This window comes from Cellulomonas sp. (genome assembly GCF_965229465.1).
GTDB lineage: Bacteria > Actinomycetota > Actinomycetes > Actinomycetales > Cellulomonadaceae > Cellulomonas.
Genome location: NZ_OZ245882.1, coordinates 35,411 through 54,657, shown reverse-complemented (window position 1 = coordinate 54,657; position 19,247 = coordinate 35,411). Strand labels below are relative to the sequence as shown.

17 protein-coding genes are annotated in these 19,247 nt (G+C 72.0%); 11 read left to right on the top strand and 6 right to left on the bottom strand.

Annotation, left to right across the window (positions count from 1 at the left end; translation table 11 throughout):
* The first annotated feature begins 29 nt into the window (after positions 1 to 29).
* Positions 30 to 1,454, top strand: a complete 1,425-nt coding sequence (locus ACO06A_RS00285; protein ID WP_421734181.1) for an alpha-amylase — start codon at positions 30 to 32, stop codon at positions 1,452 to 1,454.
* A gap of 43 nt (positions 1,455 to 1,497) precedes the next feature.
* Here the strand turns inward: ACO06A_RS00285 and ACO06A_RS00280 are convergent, their stop codons facing one another.
* Positions 1,498 to 3,225 carry a glycoside hydrolase family 13 protein gene (locus tag ACO06A_RS00280; RefSeq protein WP_421734180.1) on the bottom strand — a complete coding sequence of 576 codons (1,728 nt, stop codon included), beginning with the start codon at positions 3,223 to 3,225 and terminating at the stop codon, positions 1,498 to 1,500.
* A 64-nt stretch (positions 3,226 to 3,289) separates the two neighbouring features.
* On the bottom strand, positions 3,290 to 4,357 hold the full coding sequence (locus tag ACO06A_RS00275; protein ID WP_421734179.1) for a LacI family DNA-binding transcriptional regulator: 1,068 nt from the start codon (positions 4,355 to 4,357) through the stop codon (positions 3,290 to 3,292).
* Between the two features lie 221 nt (positions 4,358 to 4,578).
* Between ACO06A_RS00275 and ACO06A_RS00270 the strand changes: the two genes are divergently transcribed.
* The 4 genes from ACO06A_RS00270 (at position 4,579) to ACO06A_RS00255 (ending at position 10,294) form a co-directional block, all read left to right on the top strand.
* On the top strand, positions 4,579 to 5,817 hold the full coding sequence (locus tag ACO06A_RS00270) for a sugar ABC transporter substrate-binding protein (protein WP_421734178.1): 1,239 nt from the start codon (positions 4,579 to 4,581) through the stop codon (positions 5,815 to 5,817).
* A 112-nt stretch (positions 5,818 to 5,929) separates the two neighbouring features.
* The gene (locus ACO06A_RS00265; protein WP_421734177.1) at positions 5,930 to 7,546 is read left to right on the top strand and encodes an ABC transporter permease subunit; all 1,617 of its coding nucleotides are present in this window, start codon (positions 5,930 to 5,932) and stop codon (positions 7,544 to 7,546) included.
* A gap of 1 nt (position 7,547) precedes the next feature.
* Positions 7,548 to 8,429: a sugar ABC transporter permease gene (locus tag ACO06A_RS00260; RefSeq protein WP_421734176.1), complete on the top strand. Its 882-nt coding sequence runs from the start codon at positions 7,548 to 7,550 to the stop codon at positions 8,427 to 8,429.
* Positions 8,426 to 10,294, top strand: a complete 1,869-nt coding sequence (locus ACO06A_RS00255) for a glycoside hydrolase family 13 protein (protein WP_421734175.1) — start codon at positions 8,426 to 8,428, stop codon at positions 10,292 to 10,294. Before ACO06A_RS00260 ends, ACO06A_RS00255 begins: the two co-directional genes overlap by 4 nt.
* A 4-nt stretch (positions 10,295 to 10,298) precedes the next feature.
* Here the strand turns inward: ACO06A_RS00255 and ACO06A_RS00250 are convergent, their stop codons facing one another.
* Positions 10,299 to 11,312 carry a LacI family DNA-binding transcriptional regulator gene (locus tag ACO06A_RS00250; RefSeq protein ID WP_421734174.1) on the bottom strand — a complete coding sequence of 338 codons (1,014 nt, stop codon included), beginning with the start codon at positions 11,310 to 11,312 and terminating at the stop codon, positions 10,299 to 10,301.
* A 159-nt stretch (positions 11,313 to 11,471) separates the two neighbouring features.
* On the opposite strand from ACO06A_RS00250, the gene ACO06A_RS00245 reads away from it, so the two are divergent.
* The 3 genes from ACO06A_RS00245 (at position 11,472) to ACO06A_RS00235 (ending at position 15,401) form a co-directional block, all read left to right on the top strand.
* The gene (locus tag ACO06A_RS00245) at positions 11,472 to 12,770 is read left to right on the top strand and encodes a deoxyguanosinetriphosphate triphosphohydrolase (protein WP_421736110.1); all 1,299 of its coding nucleotides are present in this window, start codon (positions 11,472 to 11,474) and stop codon (positions 12,768 to 12,770) included.
* Positions 12,771 to 12,810: 40 nt separating this feature from the next.
* Positions 12,811 to 14,742 (top strand): DNA primase, encoded by a 1,932-nt coding sequence (gene dnaG / locus ACO06A_RS00240; RefSeq protein WP_421734173.1) that lies wholly within the window; start codon positions 12,811 to 12,813, stop codon positions 14,740 to 14,742.
* 86 nt (positions 14,743 to 14,828) lie between these two features.
* Positions 14,829 to 15,401, top strand: coding sequence for a VIT1/CCC1 transporter family protein (locus tag ACO06A_RS00235; RefSeq protein WP_421734172.1), 573 nt, complete (start codon positions 14,829 to 14,831; stop codon positions 15,399 to 15,401).
* A gap of 14 nt (positions 15,402 to 15,415) precedes the next feature.
* Here the strand turns inward: ACO06A_RS00235 and ACO06A_RS00230 are convergent, their stop codons facing one another.
* Positions 15,416 to 16,222 carry a transglutaminase-like domain-containing protein gene (locus ACO06A_RS00230; RefSeq protein ID WP_421734171.1) on the bottom strand — a complete coding sequence of 269 codons (807 nt, stop codon included), beginning with the start codon at positions 16,220 to 16,222 and terminating at the stop codon, positions 15,416 to 15,418.
* A gap of 293 nt (positions 16,223 to 16,515) precedes the next feature.
* On the opposite strand from ACO06A_RS00230, the gene ACO06A_RS00225 reads away from it, so the two are divergent.
* Both ACO06A_RS00225 and ACO06A_RS00220 read left to right on the top strand, forming a co-directional pair.
* Positions 16,516 to 16,932 (top strand): transferase, encoded by a 417-nt coding sequence (locus ACO06A_RS00225; protein WP_421734170.1) that lies wholly within the window; start codon positions 16,516 to 16,518, stop codon positions 16,930 to 16,932.
* A 63-nt stretch (positions 16,933 to 16,995) separates the two neighbouring features.
* Positions 16,996 to 17,757 carry a deoxyribonuclease IV gene (locus ACO06A_RS00220; RefSeq protein WP_421734169.1) on the top strand — a complete coding sequence of 254 codons (762 nt, stop codon included), beginning with the start codon at positions 16,996 to 16,998 and terminating at the stop codon, positions 17,755 to 17,757.
* Positions 17,758 to 17,793: 36 nt separating this feature from the next.
* Here ACO06A_RS00220 and ACO06A_RS00215 read toward each other — a convergent pair whose 3' ends face one another.
* Both ACO06A_RS00215 and ACO06A_RS00210 read right to left on the bottom strand, forming a co-directional pair.
* The gene (locus tag ACO06A_RS00215; RefSeq protein WP_421734168.1) at positions 17,794 to 17,976 is read right to left on the bottom strand and encodes a DUF1918 domain-containing protein; all 183 of its coding nucleotides are present in this window, start codon (positions 17,974 to 17,976) and stop codon (positions 17,794 to 17,796) included.
* Between the two features lie 66 nt (positions 17,977 to 18,042).
* Positions 18,043 to 18,795 carry a DeoR/GlpR family DNA-binding transcription regulator gene (locus ACO06A_RS00210; RefSeq protein WP_421734167.1) on the bottom strand — a complete coding sequence of 251 codons (753 nt, stop codon included), beginning with the start codon at positions 18,793 to 18,795 and terminating at the stop codon, positions 18,043 to 18,045.
* A 46-nt stretch (positions 18,796 to 18,841) separates the two neighbouring features.
* Here ACO06A_RS00210 and ACO06A_RS00205 point away from each other — a divergent pair, with 46 nt between their 5' ends.
* On the top strand, positions 18,842 to 19,231 hold the full coding sequence (locus tag ACO06A_RS00205) for a DUF4406 domain-containing protein (RefSeq protein WP_421734166.1): 390 nt from the start codon (positions 18,842 to 18,844) through the stop codon (positions 19,229 to 19,231).
* Positions 19,232 to 19,247: the final 16 nt, after the last annotated feature.

Below are 19,247 nucleotides of genomic sequence, written 5' to 3'. Positions count from 1 at the left end.
CGAGTTGCGGCCCGCACCCGGTGGTGACGATGACGCACCTGCCCGCCCGCGCGACCGCCCTGCTCGGTGCCTTGCTGCTCCTCGCGGCGTGCACCGGACCGGCCGAGACGCCCACGACACGCGACGTCGGCGTGGAGATGTTCCAGTGGACCTGGGACGCCGTCGCGGCCGAGTGCACCGACCACCTCGGGCCGGACGGCTACGGCTGGGTGCTCACCAGCCCGCCGCAGGAGCACATCGTCGGCGAGGCGTGGTGGACCGCCTACCAGCCGGTGAGCTACCGGGTGGAGTCGCGGCTCGGCACCCGGGAGCAGTACGCAGCCATGGTGGAGACCTGCCACGACGCCGGCGTCGACGTGTGGGCCGACGCGGTGGTCAACCACATGACCGGGCAGGACGCACCGGGCACGGGCTGGGCGGGCTCGTCGTACGCGCACTACGAGTACCCGGGCCTGTACGCGGACGCCGACTTCCACCACTGCGGGCTGACTCCGAACGACGACATCGCCCTGTACACCGACGCCGCCCAGGTGCAGACGTGCGAGCTGGTCAACCTGGCCGACCTCGCCACCGAGACCGACCACGTGCGCGCCACGATCACCGCCTACCTGGAAGACCTCCTCTCCCTCGGCGTCGACGGCTTCCGCGTCGACGCTGCCAAACACATGCCGTCGGAGGACATCGCCGCGATCGTCGCCGGGCTGCCCGAGGGCACGGGCATCGCGCAGGAGGTCATCCGCGGCAGTGGCGAACCGATCACGCCGGAGCAGTACCTGGCCAACGGCCGGGTGTACGAGTTCGCGTGGGGCAAGGACGTGCAGGGCGTGCTGGCGAGCTTGCCCGAGCGGGTACTCGACCTGGGCACCACGTCCGGGTACCTACCGTCCGACGACGCGGTGATCTTCGTCGACAACCACGACACCGAGCGCAACGGCTCGACGCTCAGCTACGCGGACGCCGAGGACTACGCGCTGGCCACCGTGCTCATGCTCGCCGGCACCTACGGCACGCCCGCGGTCTACACCGGGTACGCGTTCTCGGACCGCGACGCCGGACCTCCGCAGGACGCCGAGGGAGCGGTGCTCGACGCGTCGTGCGGCACTGCTCCCGGCCCGGGCGCGGACCTCGCGGACGGCGACTGGGTGTGCCAGCACCGCTGGCCCGTGATCGCCGGGATGGTCGGCTGGCGCGCCGTCGTGGGGGACACGCCCGTCGTCGACGTCTGGTCCGAGGGCAGCGCGGTGGCGTTCGGCCGCGGCGAGCGCGGGTTCGTCGCCGTCAACTCTGGCGACGACGAGCTGCGCGCCGACCTGCCGACGAGCCTGCCGGACGGCGACTACTGCGACGCCCTCGTCATCGGGGACTGCGCCTTGTCGACGGTGCGGGACGGCGTCCTCACGGTGACCGTCCCGCCGCAGACCGCGCAGGCATGGGACGTGACCGCTCGCCCCTGAACGCGAGAACGGCCCCGCCGCAGCGGGGCCGTTCCGGGTCCGATCAGACCGTGAAGCGCGCCCAGACGGTCGCGTCCGAGGGGACCAGGACCGCGCCGTCCCCGTCGACCGCGGGGTCCACCGACGCCAGCAGCACGTCGGCACCCGCGGGCAGGACGACCGGCTCCGTGCCGAGGTTGGCCACGACCAGCACGTCACGGTTGACGAACGCGATCACGTCGTCACCGAGGCCGTGCAACCACTCCATGCCACCGGAGCCGAGGCCCGACTCCCGACGCAGCTGGAGCGCCGACCGGTAGGTCTCGTACGTCGACCCGGGCACGCCGCGCTGGGCGTCGAGCGCGTACGACGCCCACTCGGCGGGCTGCGGGAGCCAGGTCACGCCGGTCGGGGAGAACCCGAAGCCGTCGGCGTCCGACGCCCACGGCAGCGGTACGCGGCAGCCGTCGCGGCCGCGCTCGGCGCCACCGGTCCGGAAGAACGCCGGGTCCTGGCGCAGGTCGTCGTCGAGCGAGGTGTGGTCCGGCAGGCCGAGCTCCTCGCCCTGGTACAGGTACGCCGAGCCGGGCAGCCCGAGCATGAGCAGCGACGCGCACCGCGCGCGACGCAGGCCGAGGACCTCGTCCGGCTGCTCGTCGCCGTGGCCGATGCCGTTGGGGCGCGAGCCCGGCTCCGCCAGGCCGAGGCGGGAGGCGTGCCGGACGACATCGTGGTTGGACAGCACCCACGTGGTCGGGGCGCCGACGGCGTCGGACGCGCGGTAGGAGGCTTCGACGACGGTGCGCAGCGCCGGGGCGTCCCAGTGCGTGGCCAGGAACGCGAAGTTGAACGCCTGCTGCATCTCGTCGGGCCGCACGTAGCGGGTCAGACGGGACAGCGGCTCCACCCACGCCTCGGCGACCAGCGCGCGGTCACCCGGGTACTCGGCCAGCACGCGGTTCCAGGCGCGGTAGATGTCGTGCACGCCGTCCTGGTCGAACATCGGGCCCTGGTTGCCCGAGCCCGACACCGCCTCCGTGTCGTCAGATCCTTCGATCATCGACACGTGGCCGTCCCAGTCGGGCAACCCGGGGGCCTTGACCATGCCGTGCGCGACGTCGATGCGGAACCCGTCCACGCCGCGGTCGAGCCAGAACCGCAGGACGTCCTCGAACTCGGCGCGGACCTCGGGGTGCTCCCAGTCGAGGTCGGGCTGCCGCGAGTCGAACAGGTGCAGGTACCACTCGCCGGGCGTGCCGTCGGGGTCGGTGGTCCGGGTCCACGCGGGGCCGCCGAAGATCGACTGCCAGTTGTTGGGCGGCTCGGACCCGTCGACACCCTGACCGTCGCGGAACAGGTACCGGGCGCGCTCGGGGGAGCCGGGCCCGGCGGCCAGCGCGGCCTGGAACCAGACGTGCTCGTCGGAGGTGTGGTTGGGCACCAGGTCGACGATCACGCGCAGGCCGAGGCGGTGGGCGCGCTCGAGCATGACGTCGAAGTCGGCGAGCGTGCCGAACAGCGGGTCCACGTCGCGGTAGTCGGCCACGTCGTAGCCGGCATCGGCCTGCGGGGACCGGTAGAAGGGCGACAGCCACACGGCGTCGACACCCAGCTCGGCCAGGTGCTCCAGGCGTGAGGTCACGCCCGGCAGGTCGCCGATCCCGTCACCGGACGCGTCCGCGAACGAGCGCGGGTACACCTGGTAGATCACGGCATCCCGCCACCACTCGCCGTCGGGCGATCCGGCGGTGTGCACCAGGGTGCGCAGGGGTCGGGTGTCGATCGTCGTCATGCGGGCATGCCTCACTTCGGGGTGGTCACAGGGGGGAGGCGCCGTTGCCGATCAGGGGATCTGATCAGACTACGACGGGAGCCTCAGCGGTCACAGCGACCGAGGTCAGGGTGGTTGACGGGGCCGTGGGCGCGGCTCCGGTGGAGCCGCGGACGATGAGCTCGGGGTGGAAGGTGAGCTCGGTGCGGGAGGCGGGGGTGCCGGTGATCTCGTTGACGAGGGCGGACACGGCGGCGTGGCCCATGGCCAGGACGGGTTGGCGCACGGTGGTCAGGGGTGGGTCGGTGAAGGCGATCAGGGGGGAGTCGTCGAAGCCGACGACGGACAGGTCGGCGGGGACGTTCAGGCCGCGGGTGCGGGCGGCGCGGATGGCGCCGAGAGCCATGAGGTCGGAGCCGCAGATGATCGCGGTGTGTCCGGAGTCGATGAGCTCCAGGGCGGCGGCCTGGCCGCCTTCGACGGTGAACAGGGTGGTCACGACGTGGGGGTCGGGGTCGTCCTGATCGAGGTGGCGGTGCAGGTTGAGGGCGAACTCGGAGCGTTTGCGGGCGGCGGGCACGAAGCGTTCGGGTCCGATGGCCAGGCCGATGCTGCGGTGCCCGAGGGAGATCAGGTGGCGGAAGGCGAGGTCGAGGGCGGCGGAGTCGTCGGTGGAGACCGAGGGGGCGTCGACGCCGGCGGCGTGCCCGTTGATCAGGACGATGGGCATGCCGCGGCTGCGGAGGCGGTGGTAGCGGTCTTTGGAGGCGGTGGTGTCGGCGTGCAGGCCGGAGACGAACACGATGCCGTCGACGTTGTGCTCCAGGAGCATCTCGACGTACTGGTCCTCGGTGGTGCCGCCGGGGGACTGGGTGCACAGCAGCGGGGTGTAGCCGCGTTCGGTGAGCATGGTCTCGATGACCTGGGCGAAGGCGGGGAACACGGGGTTGGACAGCTCGGGGACCACGAGGCCGACCAGGCCGGCGGAGCGGGTGCGCAGCTTCTCGGGTCGTTCGTAGCCCAGGACGTCCAGGGCGGCGAGCACGGCCTGGCGGGCTTGGGCGGACACGCCGTGCTTGCCGTTCAGGACCCGGGACACCGTGGCCGTGCTGACGCCGGCCTGCTCGGCCAGATCCGTCAGACGGGTACGCACGATGGGCACGGTGGGGGCCACGTCACTCCTTTGTCCGGGTCGCGGCTGACGCGAGAAGCCGGAGGGATCGCCCTTAATCACGCTTCTGCAACAGTTCGCTGCAACTTACCGTAACGACTTGCAGCCGATGAGACAACGAGGTTACCGTCACCGCATCACGCCAGCGCCGGTCGATCGTCGGGATCTGCCGAGCGGCATTCTCACGATCTAGGAGACTCACGATGCGACGGAGCATCCCCCTCACCGCTGCGGCCCTGGGCATCACGCTCGCCCTCGCCGCCTGCTCCGGGTCGGGCGACCCGGCTGACACGGAGACCAGCGCCAGCACCGAGGCGACCGCCTCCGGCACGCTGACGATGTGGGTGGACGACACCCGCATCAACGAGATGGAGCCGGTCGTCGCCGCCTTCACCGAGGAGACCGGCGTCAAGGTCGAGCTCGTGCAGAAGGCCTCGGGCGACATCGGCAAGGACTTCGTCGCGCAGGTCCCGACGGGCGAGGGCCCGGACATCATCGTCTCGGCGCACGACGGCCTCGGCGAGTGGGTCAACAACGGCGTCGTGGCCCCCATCGAGCTGGGCGACAAGGCCGCGGACTTCTCCGACTCGGCCATCGCCGGCGTCACGTACGACGGCAAGATCTACGGCACGCCGATCTCCATCGAGAACATCGCGCTGGTCCGCAACAACGCGCTCCTCACGGAGACCACGGCGACGACGTTCGACGAGCTGATCGCCCAGGCCAAGGGCACCGGCACCCCGTTCTCCGTGCTGATCCAGCAGGGCGAGGCGTCGGACCCGTACCACCTGTACCCGCTGCAGACCTCGTTCGGCGCCCCGGTGTTCGAGCAGTCCGCGGACGGTTCCTACACCGACACGCTCGCCCTCGGCGGCCCCGCCGGTGAGGCGTTCGCCGCGTACCTGGCCAAGCTGGGCACCGACAAGGTCCTCGACCTCGCGATCGACGGCGACAAGGCCAAGCAGGCGTTCCTCGACGGCCAGGCGCCGTACATCATCACCGGCCCGTGGAACACCTCGGCGTTCGCCGAGGCGGGCATGGACATCTCCGTGCTCCCCGTCCCGAGCGCCGGCGGCCAGCCCGCCCAGCCGTTCGTCGGGGTCCAGGGCGTGTTCATCTCGGCCAAGTCGGAGAACCCGGTCCTCGCCAACGAGCTCGTCGTGAACTACCTGACCACCGAGGCCGCGCAGGACATGCTGTTCGCCGAGGGTGGCCGGATGCCCGCCAACGCCGCCTCCGCCGCCAAGGTCGAGGACCCGATCCTCAAGGGCTTCAACGAGGCCGGCTCGACCGGTGCCCCGATGCCCGCCATCCCCGCGATGAGCACCGTGTGGGCCTTCTGGGGAGCCACCGAGGCGCAGATCATCGGCGGCCAGGCCGAGCCTGCCGGTGCGTGGAACACGATGGTGACCAACATCCAGGACGCCGTCGACAAGGTCTGACGGTCCAGGACGTCCCGTCGGGTGGCGCGCAGCCGCCCGGCGGGATGTCCTTGCCCTCGCCGCACCGTCGCGGCGATCCCAGCAGCAGTGACCCGCGTCCCGGAGGACCCGCATGACCGACCAGCAGACCGTGGCGCCCCCGGCCCCTCCGGAGGAACCCGGCGTCCGGTCGCCGCGCCGCTCGCGCGGTGACGGCTCCCACGCCCGGAACTTCTCGGCGGGCTTCGTCGTCAAGCTCGTCCTCATCGCCCTCGTCGACGCGCTCGGTGTCTACGGCATCCTGACCGCGCTGGCCGTGGAGTCCTGGGGCATCGTCGCGTTCCTCGCCCTGGCGCTCGTCGTCGCGAACTGGGTCTACTTCTCACGCCGCGCGATCCCCGCGAAGTACCTGATCCCCGGCCTGCTGTTCCTGCTGGTCTACCAGCTGTTCGTCATGGCCTACACCGGCTACGTGGCGTTCACGAACTACGGCGACGGGCACAACTCGACCAAGTCCGACGCGATCGAGTCGATCGCGATCCAGACCGAGACCCGCGTCGAGGGGTCCCCGACGCTGCCGGTGACCGTCGTGCGCAGCGGCGACGAGCTCGGCTTCGCGATCGTGCAGGACGGCGAGGTCGAGGTCGGCACGGCCGACGAGCCGTTCGCCCCCGTCGACGGCGCCTCCGTCGACGGTGACCGGGCCACCGCTGTCCCCGGCTGGGAGGTCCTCGGGTTCGCCGGGATCGCCGAGGACCAGGAGGCGATCACCGCCCTGCGCGTCCCGCTCTCCGACGACTCAGCCGACGGCTCGGTGCGCACCCAGGACGGCTCGACCGGCTACGTCTACGAGCCGACGATGGTGTACGACGCAGCGACCGATACCTTCACCGACACGGCGACGGGCGAGACGTTCACCCCGTCCGAGTCCGGCAACTTCGTCTCGGAGGACGGCGACCGGCTCACCCCGGGCTGGCGGGTCGGTGTCGGCTTCGACAACTTCACGCGCGTCTTCAACGACCCGCGTCTGACCGGGCCGTTCTTGCAGATCACCGCGTGGACGTTCGTGTTCGCGGCCCTGTCGGTGGCCACCACGTTCGCCCTCGGGCTGTTCCTCGCGATCGTGTTCAACGACCCGCGCGTCCGCGGACGCAAGGTCTACCGGTCGCTGCTGATCCTCCCGTACGCCTTCCCCGGGTTCCTCTCCGCGCTGGTCTGGAAGGGCATGCTCAACCCGAAGTTCGGCTACATCAACGAGGTCCTGCTGGGCGGCGCGGACATCCCGTGGCTGACCGATCCGTGGCTGGCCAAGGTGTCGATCCTCATGGTCAACCTCTGGCTGGGCTTCCCGTACATGTTCCTGGTCTGCACCGGCGCGCTGCAGTCGATCCCGGAGGACACCATCGAGGCCGCGCGCATCGACGGTGCGGGCAAGCTGCGCATCCTGCGGTCCATGACGCTGCCGCTGCTCATGATCTCGGTGGCGCCGCTGCTGATCTCCTCGTTCGCGTTCAACTTCAACAACTTCACGCTCATCTACATGCTGACCGGTGGCGGCCCCAACTTCGTCGGGACACCGGTCGTGGTGGGCCACACCGACATCCTGATCTCGATGGTCTACTCCGTGGCCTTCGAGAGCGGCACCAAGCAGTACGGCCTGGCGAGCGCGCTGTCGATGCTGATCTTCCTGGTCGTCGGCCTCATCGCCTGGCTCGGCTTCCGCCGCACCCGCACCCTCGAGGAGATCTGAGATGGCCGACACCTCCGTGGAGCGGGACCTGCAGCTCCGTGGGCGCCGCTGGTGGCTCGAGGTCGGCTGGCGGCACGTCGTCGCCGTCGTGACGATCGCGGCCTGCGTCCTGCCGCTCGTGTACGTGCTGTCGGCGTCCCTGAACCCGGGCGGCACGCTGACCGGGTCGAACCAGCTCTTCCGCACGATCGACCTGGAGAACTACCGCGACCTGTGGGGCCGGGGCTACGGGAGCTGGTTCATCAACTCCCTGATCGTGTCCACGGTGACCGCCGTGGGCACCGTCCTCATGGGCGGGGCTGCGGCGTACGCGTTCTCCCGGTTCCGCTTCCAGGGCCGGCGCACCAGCCTGACCGGCCTGCTCATCGTGCAGATCTTCCCGCAGATGCTGGCCTTCGTCGCGATCTTCCTGCTGCTGCTGTCGATCGGCGACGTGTTCCCGGTGCTCGGCCTCAACAGCCGCTTCGGCCTGATCGCGGTCTACCTGGGCGGCGCGCTCGGGGTGAACACGTTCCTCATGTACGGGTTCTTCAACACCGTGCCGCGGGAGCTCGACGAGGCGGCGAAGATCGACGGCGCCTCGCACGCGCAGATCTTCTGGACGATCATCCTGCGGCTGGTGGCGCCCATCCTCGCGGTGGTCGGGCTGCTGTCGTTCATCGGGACGTTCGGCGAGTTCATCGTCGCGAAGGTCGTCCTGCAGCGGCCGGAGGAGTTCACGCTCGCCGTGGGGCTCTACTTCTGGGCCGCCGACGAGCGGACGGCCAAGTGGGGCCTGTTCGCCGCCGGCGCCGTGCTCGCGGCGATCCCCGTGATCCTGCTGTTCCTGTTCCTCCAGAAGTACATCGTCGCCGGCCTGACGGCAGGCTCGGTCAAGGGATGACGTCCGCGCACGGCCCGGTCGGGCACCTGCTCGGCGACCCGCACCACGACGGTTCGGCGTTGTACGCACCGGCCGGAGCGGCGCTCGGCGAGCGGGTCCCGGTCCGGGTGCGTGTCCCGGCCGCAGGCCCCGAGCGTGCCGTCTGGCTGCGGACTGTGCGAGACGGGGAACCCCGGCTCGAGCAGGCGCGGCTGGACCGGGTCACCGAGCACGAGCGGTGGTACGTCGCCGACGTCCTGGTGCACAACCCGCTGACGAGCTACCGGTTCCTGCTCGACGAGCCCGGTGGCTACCGCTGGCTCAACGGCCGGGGGGTGCACGAACGCGACGTCCCGGACGCCGCGGACTTCCGCCTGACGGTGCACGACCCGGCGCCTGCGTGGCTGGACTCCGCGTTCGTCTACCAGGTGTTCCCCGACCGGTTCGCGCGCTCGAGCGGTCACGACGGGCCGCCCGTCGGGCCGCTGCCGGACTGGGCGCAACCGGTCGCCTGGGGGACCGAGCCCGCCGCGCTCGGCCGGGACACCTCGTCGCAGCTGTTCGGCGGTGACCTGTCCGGGATCGAGTCGCGGCTCGACCACCTCCAGCGCCTCGGCGTCGACACGCTGTACCTCACGCCCGTCTTCCCGGCGAGGTCCAACCACCGGTACGACGCGAGCACGTTCGACCACGTCGACCCGCTTCTGGGTGGCGACTCCGCGCTCGCCTCGTTGTCCGCCGCCCTGCACGCGCGCCGGATGCGGCTGGTCGGGGACCTCACCACCAACCACACCGGGGCCGGGCACGAGTGGTTCGTCCGTGCGCAGGCCGATCCCGCGAGCGAGGAGGCCCGGTTCTACTACCGGACCGACGAGGCTCCGGGCTACGTCGGCTGGCTGGAGCACGCGTCGCTGCCCAAGCTCGACTGGTCCGCCCCCGGCCTGGCCGCGCGCATGGTCGACGGCCCGGGGTCGGTCATCGCGCGGTGGATGCGCGCGCCGTACCACCTGGACGGGTGGCGCATCGACGTCGCGAACATGACCGGGCGCTACGGCAGCCAGGACCAGACGCACGAGGTCGCCCAGATGATCCGGGCGACGATGCGCGCGCACGACCCCGACGCGGTGCTCGTCTCGGAGCACTTCCACGACGCCGGCTCGGACATGGGCGTCGGCGGCTGGCACGTCAACATGAACTACTCGGCGTTCACGCGGCCGGTCTGGTCGTGGCTGGTCGAGCCGGACAGCACCCTGCCGTTCGTCGGGATGCCGGTCACCGTTCCCCGTCGCGGCGGGCAGGCGATGGTCGACTCGATGCGGGACTTCGACTCGGCCGTGCCGTGGTCGGTGACGCGGCACCAGTGGAACATGCTGGCGTCGCACGACACCGCCCGCCTGCGCACCGTCGTCGGCACCCGTGAGCGTGCCGAGCTGGCGGCCGCCCTGCTCTTCACGTACCCCGGCACGCCCGTGGTGTTCGCGGGGGACGAGGGCGGTCTGACCGGCGCCAACGGTGAGCACGCACGCGCGAGCATGCCGTGGGACGAGATCGACGCCGGTGGCGGCCCGCGCTGGGACGCCTCGACCTTCGAGACCTACCGACGCCTCGCCGCGCTGCGCCGCTCGTCCGGGGCGCTGCGCACCGGTGGTCTGCGCTGGGCCGTCGTGACGGACGACGCGGTGGCGTTCCTGCGCGAGACGCCCGACGAGCTCGTCCTGGTGCTCCTCGCGCGCACTGCCTGGCAGGGCGCCCTGCTGCCCGGCCACCTGCTCGAGCCAGGGGCGACCGCGCAGAACCTGTACGGGGGCGCGGAGCTGCCGCTCGTCGACGGGAGGCTGGTGCTGCCGGCCGACGGACCCGGCGTGCAGGTCTGGCGGCTGGCCTAGTTCGTCAGTCCGCGCGTGCGGCTCCGGTGGACCCCCGCACGATGAGCTCGGGGTGGAAGGTGAGCTCGGTGCGGGAGGCGGGGGTGCCGGTGATCTCGTTGACGAGGGCGGACACGGCGGCGTGGCCCATGGCCAGGACGGGTTGGCGCACGGTGGTCAGGGGTGGGTCGGTGAAGGCGATCAGGGGGGAGTCGTCGAAGCCGACGACGGACAGGTCGGCGGGGACGTTCAGGCCGCGGGTGCGGGCGGCGCGGATGGCGCCGAGGGCCATGAGGTCGGAGCCGCAGATGATCGCGGTGTGTCCGGAGTCGATGAGCTCCAGGGCGGCGGCCTGGCCGCCTTCGACGGTGAACAGGGTGGTCACGATGTGGGGGTCGGGGTTGTCCTGATCGAGGTGGCGGTGCAGGTTGAGGGCGAACTCGGAGCGTTTGCGGGCGGCGGGCACGAAGCGTTCGGGGCCGATGGCCAGGCCGATGCTGCGGTGCCCGAGGGAGATCAGGTGGCGGAAGGCGAGGTCGAGGGCGGCGGCGTCGTCGGTGGAGACCGAGGGGGCGTCGACGCCGGCGGCGTGCCCGTTGATCAGGACGATGGGCATGCCGCGGCTGCGGAGGCGGTGGTAGCGGTCTTTGGAGGCGGTGGTGTCGGCGTGCAGGCCGGAGACGAACACGATGCCGTCGACGTTGTGCTCCAGGAGCATCTCGACGTACTGGTCCTCGGTGGTGCCGCCGGGGGACTGGGTGCACAGCAGGGGGGTGTAGCCGCGTTCGGTGAGCATGGTCTCGATGACCTGGGCGAAGGCGGGGAACACGGGGTTGGACAGCTCGGGGACCACGAGGCCGACCAGGCCGGCGGAGCGGGTGCGCAGCTTCTCGGGTCGTTCGTAGCCCAGGACGTCCAGGGCGGCGAGCACGGCCTGGCGGGCTTGGGCGGACACGCCGTGCTTGCCGTTCAGGACCCGGGACACCGTGGCCGTGCTGACGCCGGCCTGCTCGGCCAGATCCGTCAGGCGGGTGCGCACAGGCGGAAGCGTAGGGGACACCTGACCTCCTCGTCCGTCGCCGTTGATGATGTCGCTGCGAGAGCGTTGCACACTCGCGCGCGCCAGTGGGGGACCGTCCGCCGGGCACCGCCGAGACCACCCGTCGGGCCCGCTCGTTACGCTGGCCCCGTGACCGCACTGGACCAGTCTCTCGACGTCGACGGCTACGTCGACGCCGACCGGGAACGGTGGGTCCAGGAGCCGGTCAAGTCGCGCGAGCGCACGGCGTTCGAGCGGGACCGTGCCCGGCTGGTGCACTCGTCGGCGCTGCGGCGTCTCGGGGCCAAGACGCAGGTGCTCGGGCCGTCGTCGGACGACTTCGTCCGCACTCGCCTCACGCACACCCTCGAGGTCGCGCAGGTGGGCCGGGAGATCGGCAAGGCGCTGGGCTGCGACCCCGACATCGTCGACACCGCCTGCCTCGCCCACGACCTCGGGCACCCGCCGTTCGGGCACAACGGGGAGCGCGCGCTGGCGGAGCTGGCCAAGGGCATCGGCGGCTTCGAGGGCAACGCGCAGACCCTCCGGCTCCTGACCAGGCTCGAGCCCAAGGTCGTGGCCCCCGACGGTCGCGCGGTGGGGCTGAACCTCACGCGCGCCAGCCTCGACGCCTCGGTGAAGTACCCGTGGCGGCACCTCCAGGGTCCGGTCAGTGCCGCCAGCGGCCGGCCGACGCACAAGTTCGGGGTGTACGAGGACGACCTCCCGGTGTTCGAGTGGCTGCGCGAGCAGGCACCCGGCGGTCGCAAGTGCCTCGAGGCGCAGGTCATGGACCTGGCCGACGACATCTCGTACTCCGTGCACGACGTCGAGGACGCCGTCGTGGGCGGGCGCCTGGATCTCGAGGTGCTGGCCGTCCCGGACGAGCGTGACCGCGTGGTCGAGGCCGTGCAGACCTGGTACGGCGACGCGGTGACCGCCGACGGTCTCCAGGACGCGATGGACCGGCTCCTGGCGGCGCACCTGTGGCGCCCGGGCTTCGACGGCTCCCGCGCCGCGCTCGCGTCGCTCAAGGACTCCACCAGCCAGCTGATCGGCCGGTTCGCCAAGGCCTCCCAGCTGGCCACGCGGCAGGAGTACGGACCTGGGCCGCTCACCCGGTACGCGGCGGACCTGATCGTGCCGCACGAGACCCTGGCCGAGATCCTGGTGCTCAAGGGCCTCGCGGTCGCCTACGTCATGGCCCCGCGCGAGCTCGAGCCGCTCTACCACCGCCAGCGCGAGGTGCTGGTGGACCTGGTGCACGTGCTGTCCGAGCGAGCGCCGATCGCCCTCGAGCCCCCGTTCGCGGCGGACTGGGCGGAGGCCGCCGACGACGGCGCACGCCTGCGCGTGGTGATCGACCAGGTGGCCTCGCTCACCGACGTCTCGGCCGCCGAGCTGCACGCGCGGCTGGTCCACCCGCCCCGGCACGGAGGACCCCCGGCACTGGTGTGAACCGGTCCGACGGGTCGGCGCCGACGCCTAGACTCCTCGCGTGGCAGGTCGCATCCGGCGGGAGGACGTGGAGGCGGTCCGCGAGCGCGCCCACATCGAGGAGATCGTCGGCCAGCACGTCACGCTGAGGTCCGCGGGCGTCGGCTCGATGAAGGGCCTGTGCCCCTTCCACGACGAGCGCTCCCCGTCCTTCCACGTGCGCCCCCAGGTGGGTCGGTACCACTGCTTCGGCTGCGGCGAGGGCGGCGACGTCATCGACTTCGTGCAGAAGGTCGACGGCTTGGGCTTCTCCGAGGCGGTCGAGTACCTGGCCGGCAAGGTCGGGCTGCAGCTCCGGTACGAGGAGGGCGGCGCCCCGCGTCCCGGCGAGGAGCCGGGCAAGCGCCGGCGGCTGATCGAGGCGCACAAGGTGGCCGAGGAGTTCTACCGCGAGCAGCTCAGCACCCCCGCCGCCGCCGCCGGTCGCCAGTTCCTCGCTGAGCGGGGGTTCGACCGCACGGCCGCGGCGGACTTCGGCGTCGGGTTCGCGCCCCAGGGCTGGGACTCGCTGATGCGGCACCTGCGCGGCCGCGGGTTCACCGAGGCGGAGCTCACGCTCTCTGGGCTGGTCAGCCAGGGGCAGCGCGGCGTGTACGACCGGTTCCGCGGTCGGCTGGTGTGGCCCATCCGCGAGCTGACCGGGGAGACGGTCGGCTTCGGCGCGCGGCACCTCTTCGAGGAGGACCAGGGGCCCAAGTACCTGAACACCCCCGAGACGCCGCTCTACAAGAAGTCGCACGTGCTCTACGGCATCGACCTGGCCAAGCGGGACCTCCAGCGCGACAAGCGCGTCGTGGTCGTCGAGGGGTACACCGACGTGATGGCGATGCACCTGTCGGGCGTCGGCACCGCCGTGGCCACCTGCGGCACCGCGTTCGGCTCCGACCACGCCCGGATCGTGCGCCGACTGATCGGCGACTCGGGATCCAGCGGGGGAGTCCAGCTGGCGTCGGGCGCCTCGGTCGGCGGGGAGATCATCTTCACCTTCGACGGGGACGCGGCGGGCCAGAAGGCGGCGCTGCGGGCGTTCGGCGAGGACCAGTCGTTCTCGGCCCAGACGTTCGTCGCCGTCGAGAAGTCGGGCATGGACCCGTGCGAGCTCCGCCAGGCCAAGGGCCCGGACGCCGTCCGCGCGCTGGTCGCAGGCCGGACGCCGCTCTACGAGTTCGTCATCCGCTCCACCCTGGCGTCCTACGACCTGCGGACCGCCGAGGGCCGGATCGGTGCGCTGCGGGCCGCCGCCCCGATCGTCGCGGGCATCCGGGATGCAGCGCTGCGTCCGGAGTACACCCGCCTGCTGTCCGGCTGGCTGGGCATCGACGACCAGGACTCCGTGCGCCGCGCCGTGCAGGGGGCCTCTCCGGCGAGCCGCCCAGCGACCGCGCGCACCGAGCGGCCGTCGTCCGAGCCCGTGCCGGTTCCCGTCGCCCGCATGCCGGTCCCGGACCGGCGGGACCCGGTCGCGCAGATCGAGCGGACCGCCCTGGAGGTCGTGCTCCAGCGGCCGGACCTGGTGGCCGCCGACTTCGACGAGCTCCCCTCCGACGCGTTCGGCGCGCCGGCCTACCGCGCCGTGCACGAGGCCATCCGTGCGGCCGGCGGGCTGACCGTCGCGAGGCCCCTGCTCCAGAGCTCCGGCGGGTCGACCGGCTGGGTGGGCGCCGTGATCGAGCAGGCAGCCGGGCCGGTCCGCGCCCTGGTCACCGAGCTGGCCGTCGCGCCGCTGCCCGAGGACCGGCCCGAGTCGCTCGAGGGGTACGTGAAGGGCGTCGTGCTCCGCCTGGTGGAGATCGGCTTCACGCGCCACATCGCAGACCTCCGCGGTCGCCTCCAGCGCATGGACGCCGAGGCCGACCCGACCGCCTACCAGGCCGCCTTCGCGGAGCTCGTCGAGGTCGAGGGACGGCGACGCAACCTGCGCGAGAGCGCCTGAGATAGGAGAGCCTGTCCTGCATCACCGCAGGTCAGGGCAGCCTTTGCTTCGGTGACAACGCGGTGCGGGGTGCCTACCGTGGGCGTATGACCGTCCTCCAGACGCAGCGCCCGGCCCCGACCCTCCAGAGCCTGAACTGGTTGCGCGCCGGTGTCCTGGGCGCCAACGACGGCATCGTGTCGGTCGCCGCGACCGTGCTCGGTGTCGCGGGTGCGGCCACGCCGGTGGGCACGATCGCACTCGCCGGCATCGCCGCGCTGGTCGCGGGCGCGCTGTCCATGGCGGCGGGGGAGTACGTGTCGGTGAGCAGCCAGCGCGACGCGGAACGGTCCGCCGTACGGCGGGGCCGGGTCCTGCCGACGCTCGTCGTGACGGGACCCGAGGAGTACACGAACCCGTGGCACGCGGCCGTGGCGTCGCTCGGCGCGTTCCTGGTCGGTGGGCTCGTCCCGCTCCTGGTGGTCCTGGCTCCCTGGGGTGCCGTCCGGGCACCGGCCACGTTCGGCGCGGTCGTCGTCGCCCTGGTCCTGACCGGGTTGATCGCGGCGCGGTTCAGCGACGCCGAGCCGCGCCGGGCCGTCCTGCGCAACGTGCTCGGCGGCTCGATCGCGATGGCCGTGACGTACGCGGTCGGCTCGCTGGTCGGGCTCTCGATCTAGTCTGGGCGGGCTGGTCAGCGCAGGGCGACGAGTCCCGCGACGTCGTCCGCCGGGAGCGCCGGGGGCACGGTGTGCACGGCCGCGGTGACCGTCATGGCCCGGATCGAGAGCTGACCGCCGTAGTAGGACAGGAACGCGGTGTCCGTGGCGTCGCGGCCGGTCGCGATCCGGACCAGCGACTCGCGGCGCGCCATCTTCGTCGCGTCGACCACGTGCCACGCCCCGTCCACGTACGCCTCGGCGACCGCGTGGAAGTCCATCGGCTTGAGGCCGGGGGCGTAGACGGAGGCGAGGCGTGCCGGGACGTCCTTGGCCCGCAGCAGCGCGACGACCAGGTGCGCGAAGTCACGGCACACGCCCCGGCGCTTCAGCAGGGTGTCTGTGGCGCCGTCGGTCGGCAGGCTGGATCCCGACAGGTACGTGACGTGACCGCTCACCCAGGCGACGACCGCGTCGAGGAGCTCAGGCCCCTCGAGGCCCTTGAACTGGTCCCGCGCGAAGGCCAGCAGCCGGTCGGAGTCCGCGTAGCGGCTGGGCCGGCGGTACTCGACGAGGTCGACGTCGTCGATGGCCGGCAGGTCCGCCTGACCGGTGACCGTGGCCTGGTAGTCCACCACCAGACGACCCGCGGGAGACAGGACGCGGTGCATGCGGCCACCGTGGGCCATCTTGACCTCGGAGACGTCCAGAGGCCCGTCCTCGTGCCGTACCGACAGGATCTCGGAGCGGTCGTAGGCGCCGTCCGCGACGGCGACGGCGAGCAGGATCTCGAGCGGGGTGCGCACGTCCAAGGACAGGTGCGAGGTGACGGTGCGCAGCACGGCCGGGGGTCCTTTCCCGGCCATCGGCGGCCGGACCATCCAAGGGGGCAGGCGCAAGTGTGAGGCTCCCGGGGCGATCCGTCCAGCCCGCGGACAGACCCCCGTGAAGGTGCAGGTCAGCGGGTTGTAGGGCGACCGCGCCGGGCGCTCCTTCGACATGTGCGCGCAACTGCGCGGGCGACGTGTCCGAGGCCTCAGGCCCGGCCCGATCGAGGTCGTCGCGGCTGGAATCCTTGGAGGCCCTCGTTCGTTATGTCAACCGAGAATGATGATGACTAGCGACGAGGAGCACCATGACCCGACGTACGGCAGGCCGCGTGGAGTTCGAGGACGACCAGGGCCAGGTGGTCCGGTACCTGCGCCACGACAACGGCCGGGGCCTGGTAGCCCCGACGGCGCGCGTCCACGAAGGAGCCTGGCTCGCTGAGACCGCCTACGTCGAGGCCGGTGCCGTCGTCGGGGACGGGTCCCGTGTCGGCGCCGGCAGCTGGGTCGACGCCGGCGTCGCGATCGGTGAGGGCGTGACGATCGACCGCAACGTGCACGTCGGGGCCGGCACGCGCGTCGGCGACGGGGCGCGGATCGGACCCGGTGCGCGGATCGGCCGAGACGTCCTGGTCGAGCCCCGGGCGCGCGTGGAACCCGACCAGCTGGTCGACGACGGCGCGCGGGTCCGTCGCCGCGGCTCCGGCTACGGCATGGCCGCGTAGCTCGACCTCGGGCTGTCACCCCGCTGGACTAGCCTGGCGCGAGTCGAGCGGAGGGAGGCGGACGTGGTGCTCATCGGCGCCCACGTGCGAGGCGACGACCCGGTGGCGGCGGCCGCCGAGACGGGCGCGGACTGCGTGCAGCTGTTCCTGGCGGACCCGCAAGGGTGGAAGAAGCCCGTGCCGCGGGACGACGCGAGCGCGCTGGTGGCCTCCGGGCTCGGGGTGTACGCGCACGCTCCCTACCTGGTCAACGTCGCGTCGACCAACAACCGGATCCGCATCCCGAGCCGGAACATGATCGCGCAGCACGCCGCCGCTGCCGCCGAGCTCGGCGCGCGCGGGCTCGTCGTGCACGGGGGGCACGTCGGAGACGGCGACGACATCGCCGTCGGGATCGACAACTGGCGCAAGACGTTCGAGCGCGCCACGTTCCCCGTCCGGGTGCTCGTGGAGAACACCGCCGGCGGGGAGAACGCGTGCGCGCGCACCCTGGACCGGATCGCGATGCTCTGGGACGCGATCGGGGAGTACGACGTCGGCCTGTGCCTGGACACCTGCCACGCCTGGGCCGCGGGGGAGGACCTCGAGACCGTCGTGGAGCGCGTGCGAGCCATCACCGGTCGGGTCGACCTGGTGCACGCCAACAGCTCGCGCGATCCGGCCGGCTCCGCGCGCGACCGCCACGCGGGCTTCGCCACCGGCACGATCCCGCCCGAGCTCATCGCGCACGTCGTCCGGGAGGCGGGGTGCGACGCGCTCGTGGAGACGCCGTCGGAGAGCCAGGCGGAGGACATCGCGTTCCTGCGGGCGGCGCTTGCAGGCTGATCCGCTCGCGTGCCCACCGCGTGGTCGCGGCACTCGTCAGGGCGTCGTCCGCACCACCGTCAGATCCGGCCCCGGGAACACGAGCGTCTCGTGCCCGTCGTCGAAGCGCACGACGTACGGACCGTCTGTGCCCCGCGCCTCGATCACGGTCCCGCCACGATCGGCCGTCCCGACCGTCCGGCCGTGGATGACGACCTTGTCACCGACCTCTGCGTGCATCGCCCTCACCTCACTGCCCAGGCTAGGACGACTTGCCCCCGTTCGTCCCGTGCGGCGGGGAGAAGATCAGGCGTGCAGCACCTGGACCCCGGCGCGCTGGAGCTCGGTGAGCACGGGGTGCGCGGGGTCGGCATCGCTGACGATCCCGGCGACCTCGTCGAGCCCGAGGACGCGGAACGGTGACGCGGCGCCGATCTTCTCCTCGCTCGCCATCACCCAGGTCTGAGCCGCCCGGCGCGCGAGGGTGCGCTTCATCGCGGCCTCGTCGACGTCACCCGTCGTGAGGCCCGTGTCGGGCCGCACGCCTGTCACGCCCAGCAGGAACAGGTCGGCCGTGACCTGCGACGCCGCCTCGGCGGCGGCCGCGCCCGACGCCACGACGGAGTGCTTGAACAGCCGGCCACCCAGGAGGAAGACCTCGGCCGGGTGGTCGACGAGCGCGACGGCGATCGTCGGGCTGTGGGTGATCACGGTGAGTCCGTCGTCGCGCGGCAGCATCCGGGCGACCTCGAGCGCGGTGGTGCCGCCGTCCAGGAGGAGCGTGCTCCCCGGCTGGACGAGCTCGAGGCAGGCGGCGGCGACGCGCTGCTTGCTGTCCGTGGCGATCTCCTGCCGGCGTGCGTAGCTCGCGGCTGCCGGCGCGATCGGGATGGCCCCGCCGTACACGCGCTGGCAGAGCCCGGCGACGGCGAGCTCGCGCAGGTCGCGCCGGATCGTGTCCTCGGACGTGTCCAGCTCGACCGCCAGGTCCTTGGCCACGAGCCGCCCGTCGGCGCGCAGACGATCGAGCAGCAGGTCCTTGCGTTGCGCGGCCAACATATGCACGATCCTCCATGTTTGTTCCGACTCGTGCATACTACTGCACATGACGAACGCACCCATGCTGATCCTGATCGCCGGCCCCTACCGCTCCGGGACCGGCGACGATCCCGCGCTGATGGCCCGGAACCTCGACCGTCTCGGAGAGGCCGCCTGGCCCATCTTCCGCAGCGGCCACCTCCCCATGATCGGCGAGTGGGTGGCGCTGCCCGTGCTCCAGAGCGCCGGCGCGGACGGTCCGCTCAGCCCGCTGGCCCAGTCCGTGATGTACCCCACCGCGGAGCGTCTGCTCCAGCACTGCGACGCGGTCCTGCGCCTGGAGGGGGAGTCCACGGGGGCCGACCAGGACGTCGCGATCGCGCACGACCGCGGACTGCCCGTCTATCACCGCGTCGAGGACATCCCCGGCTTCGTGCCCGACCCGGCCGTGGTCTGAGCCTCGACGCGACCTA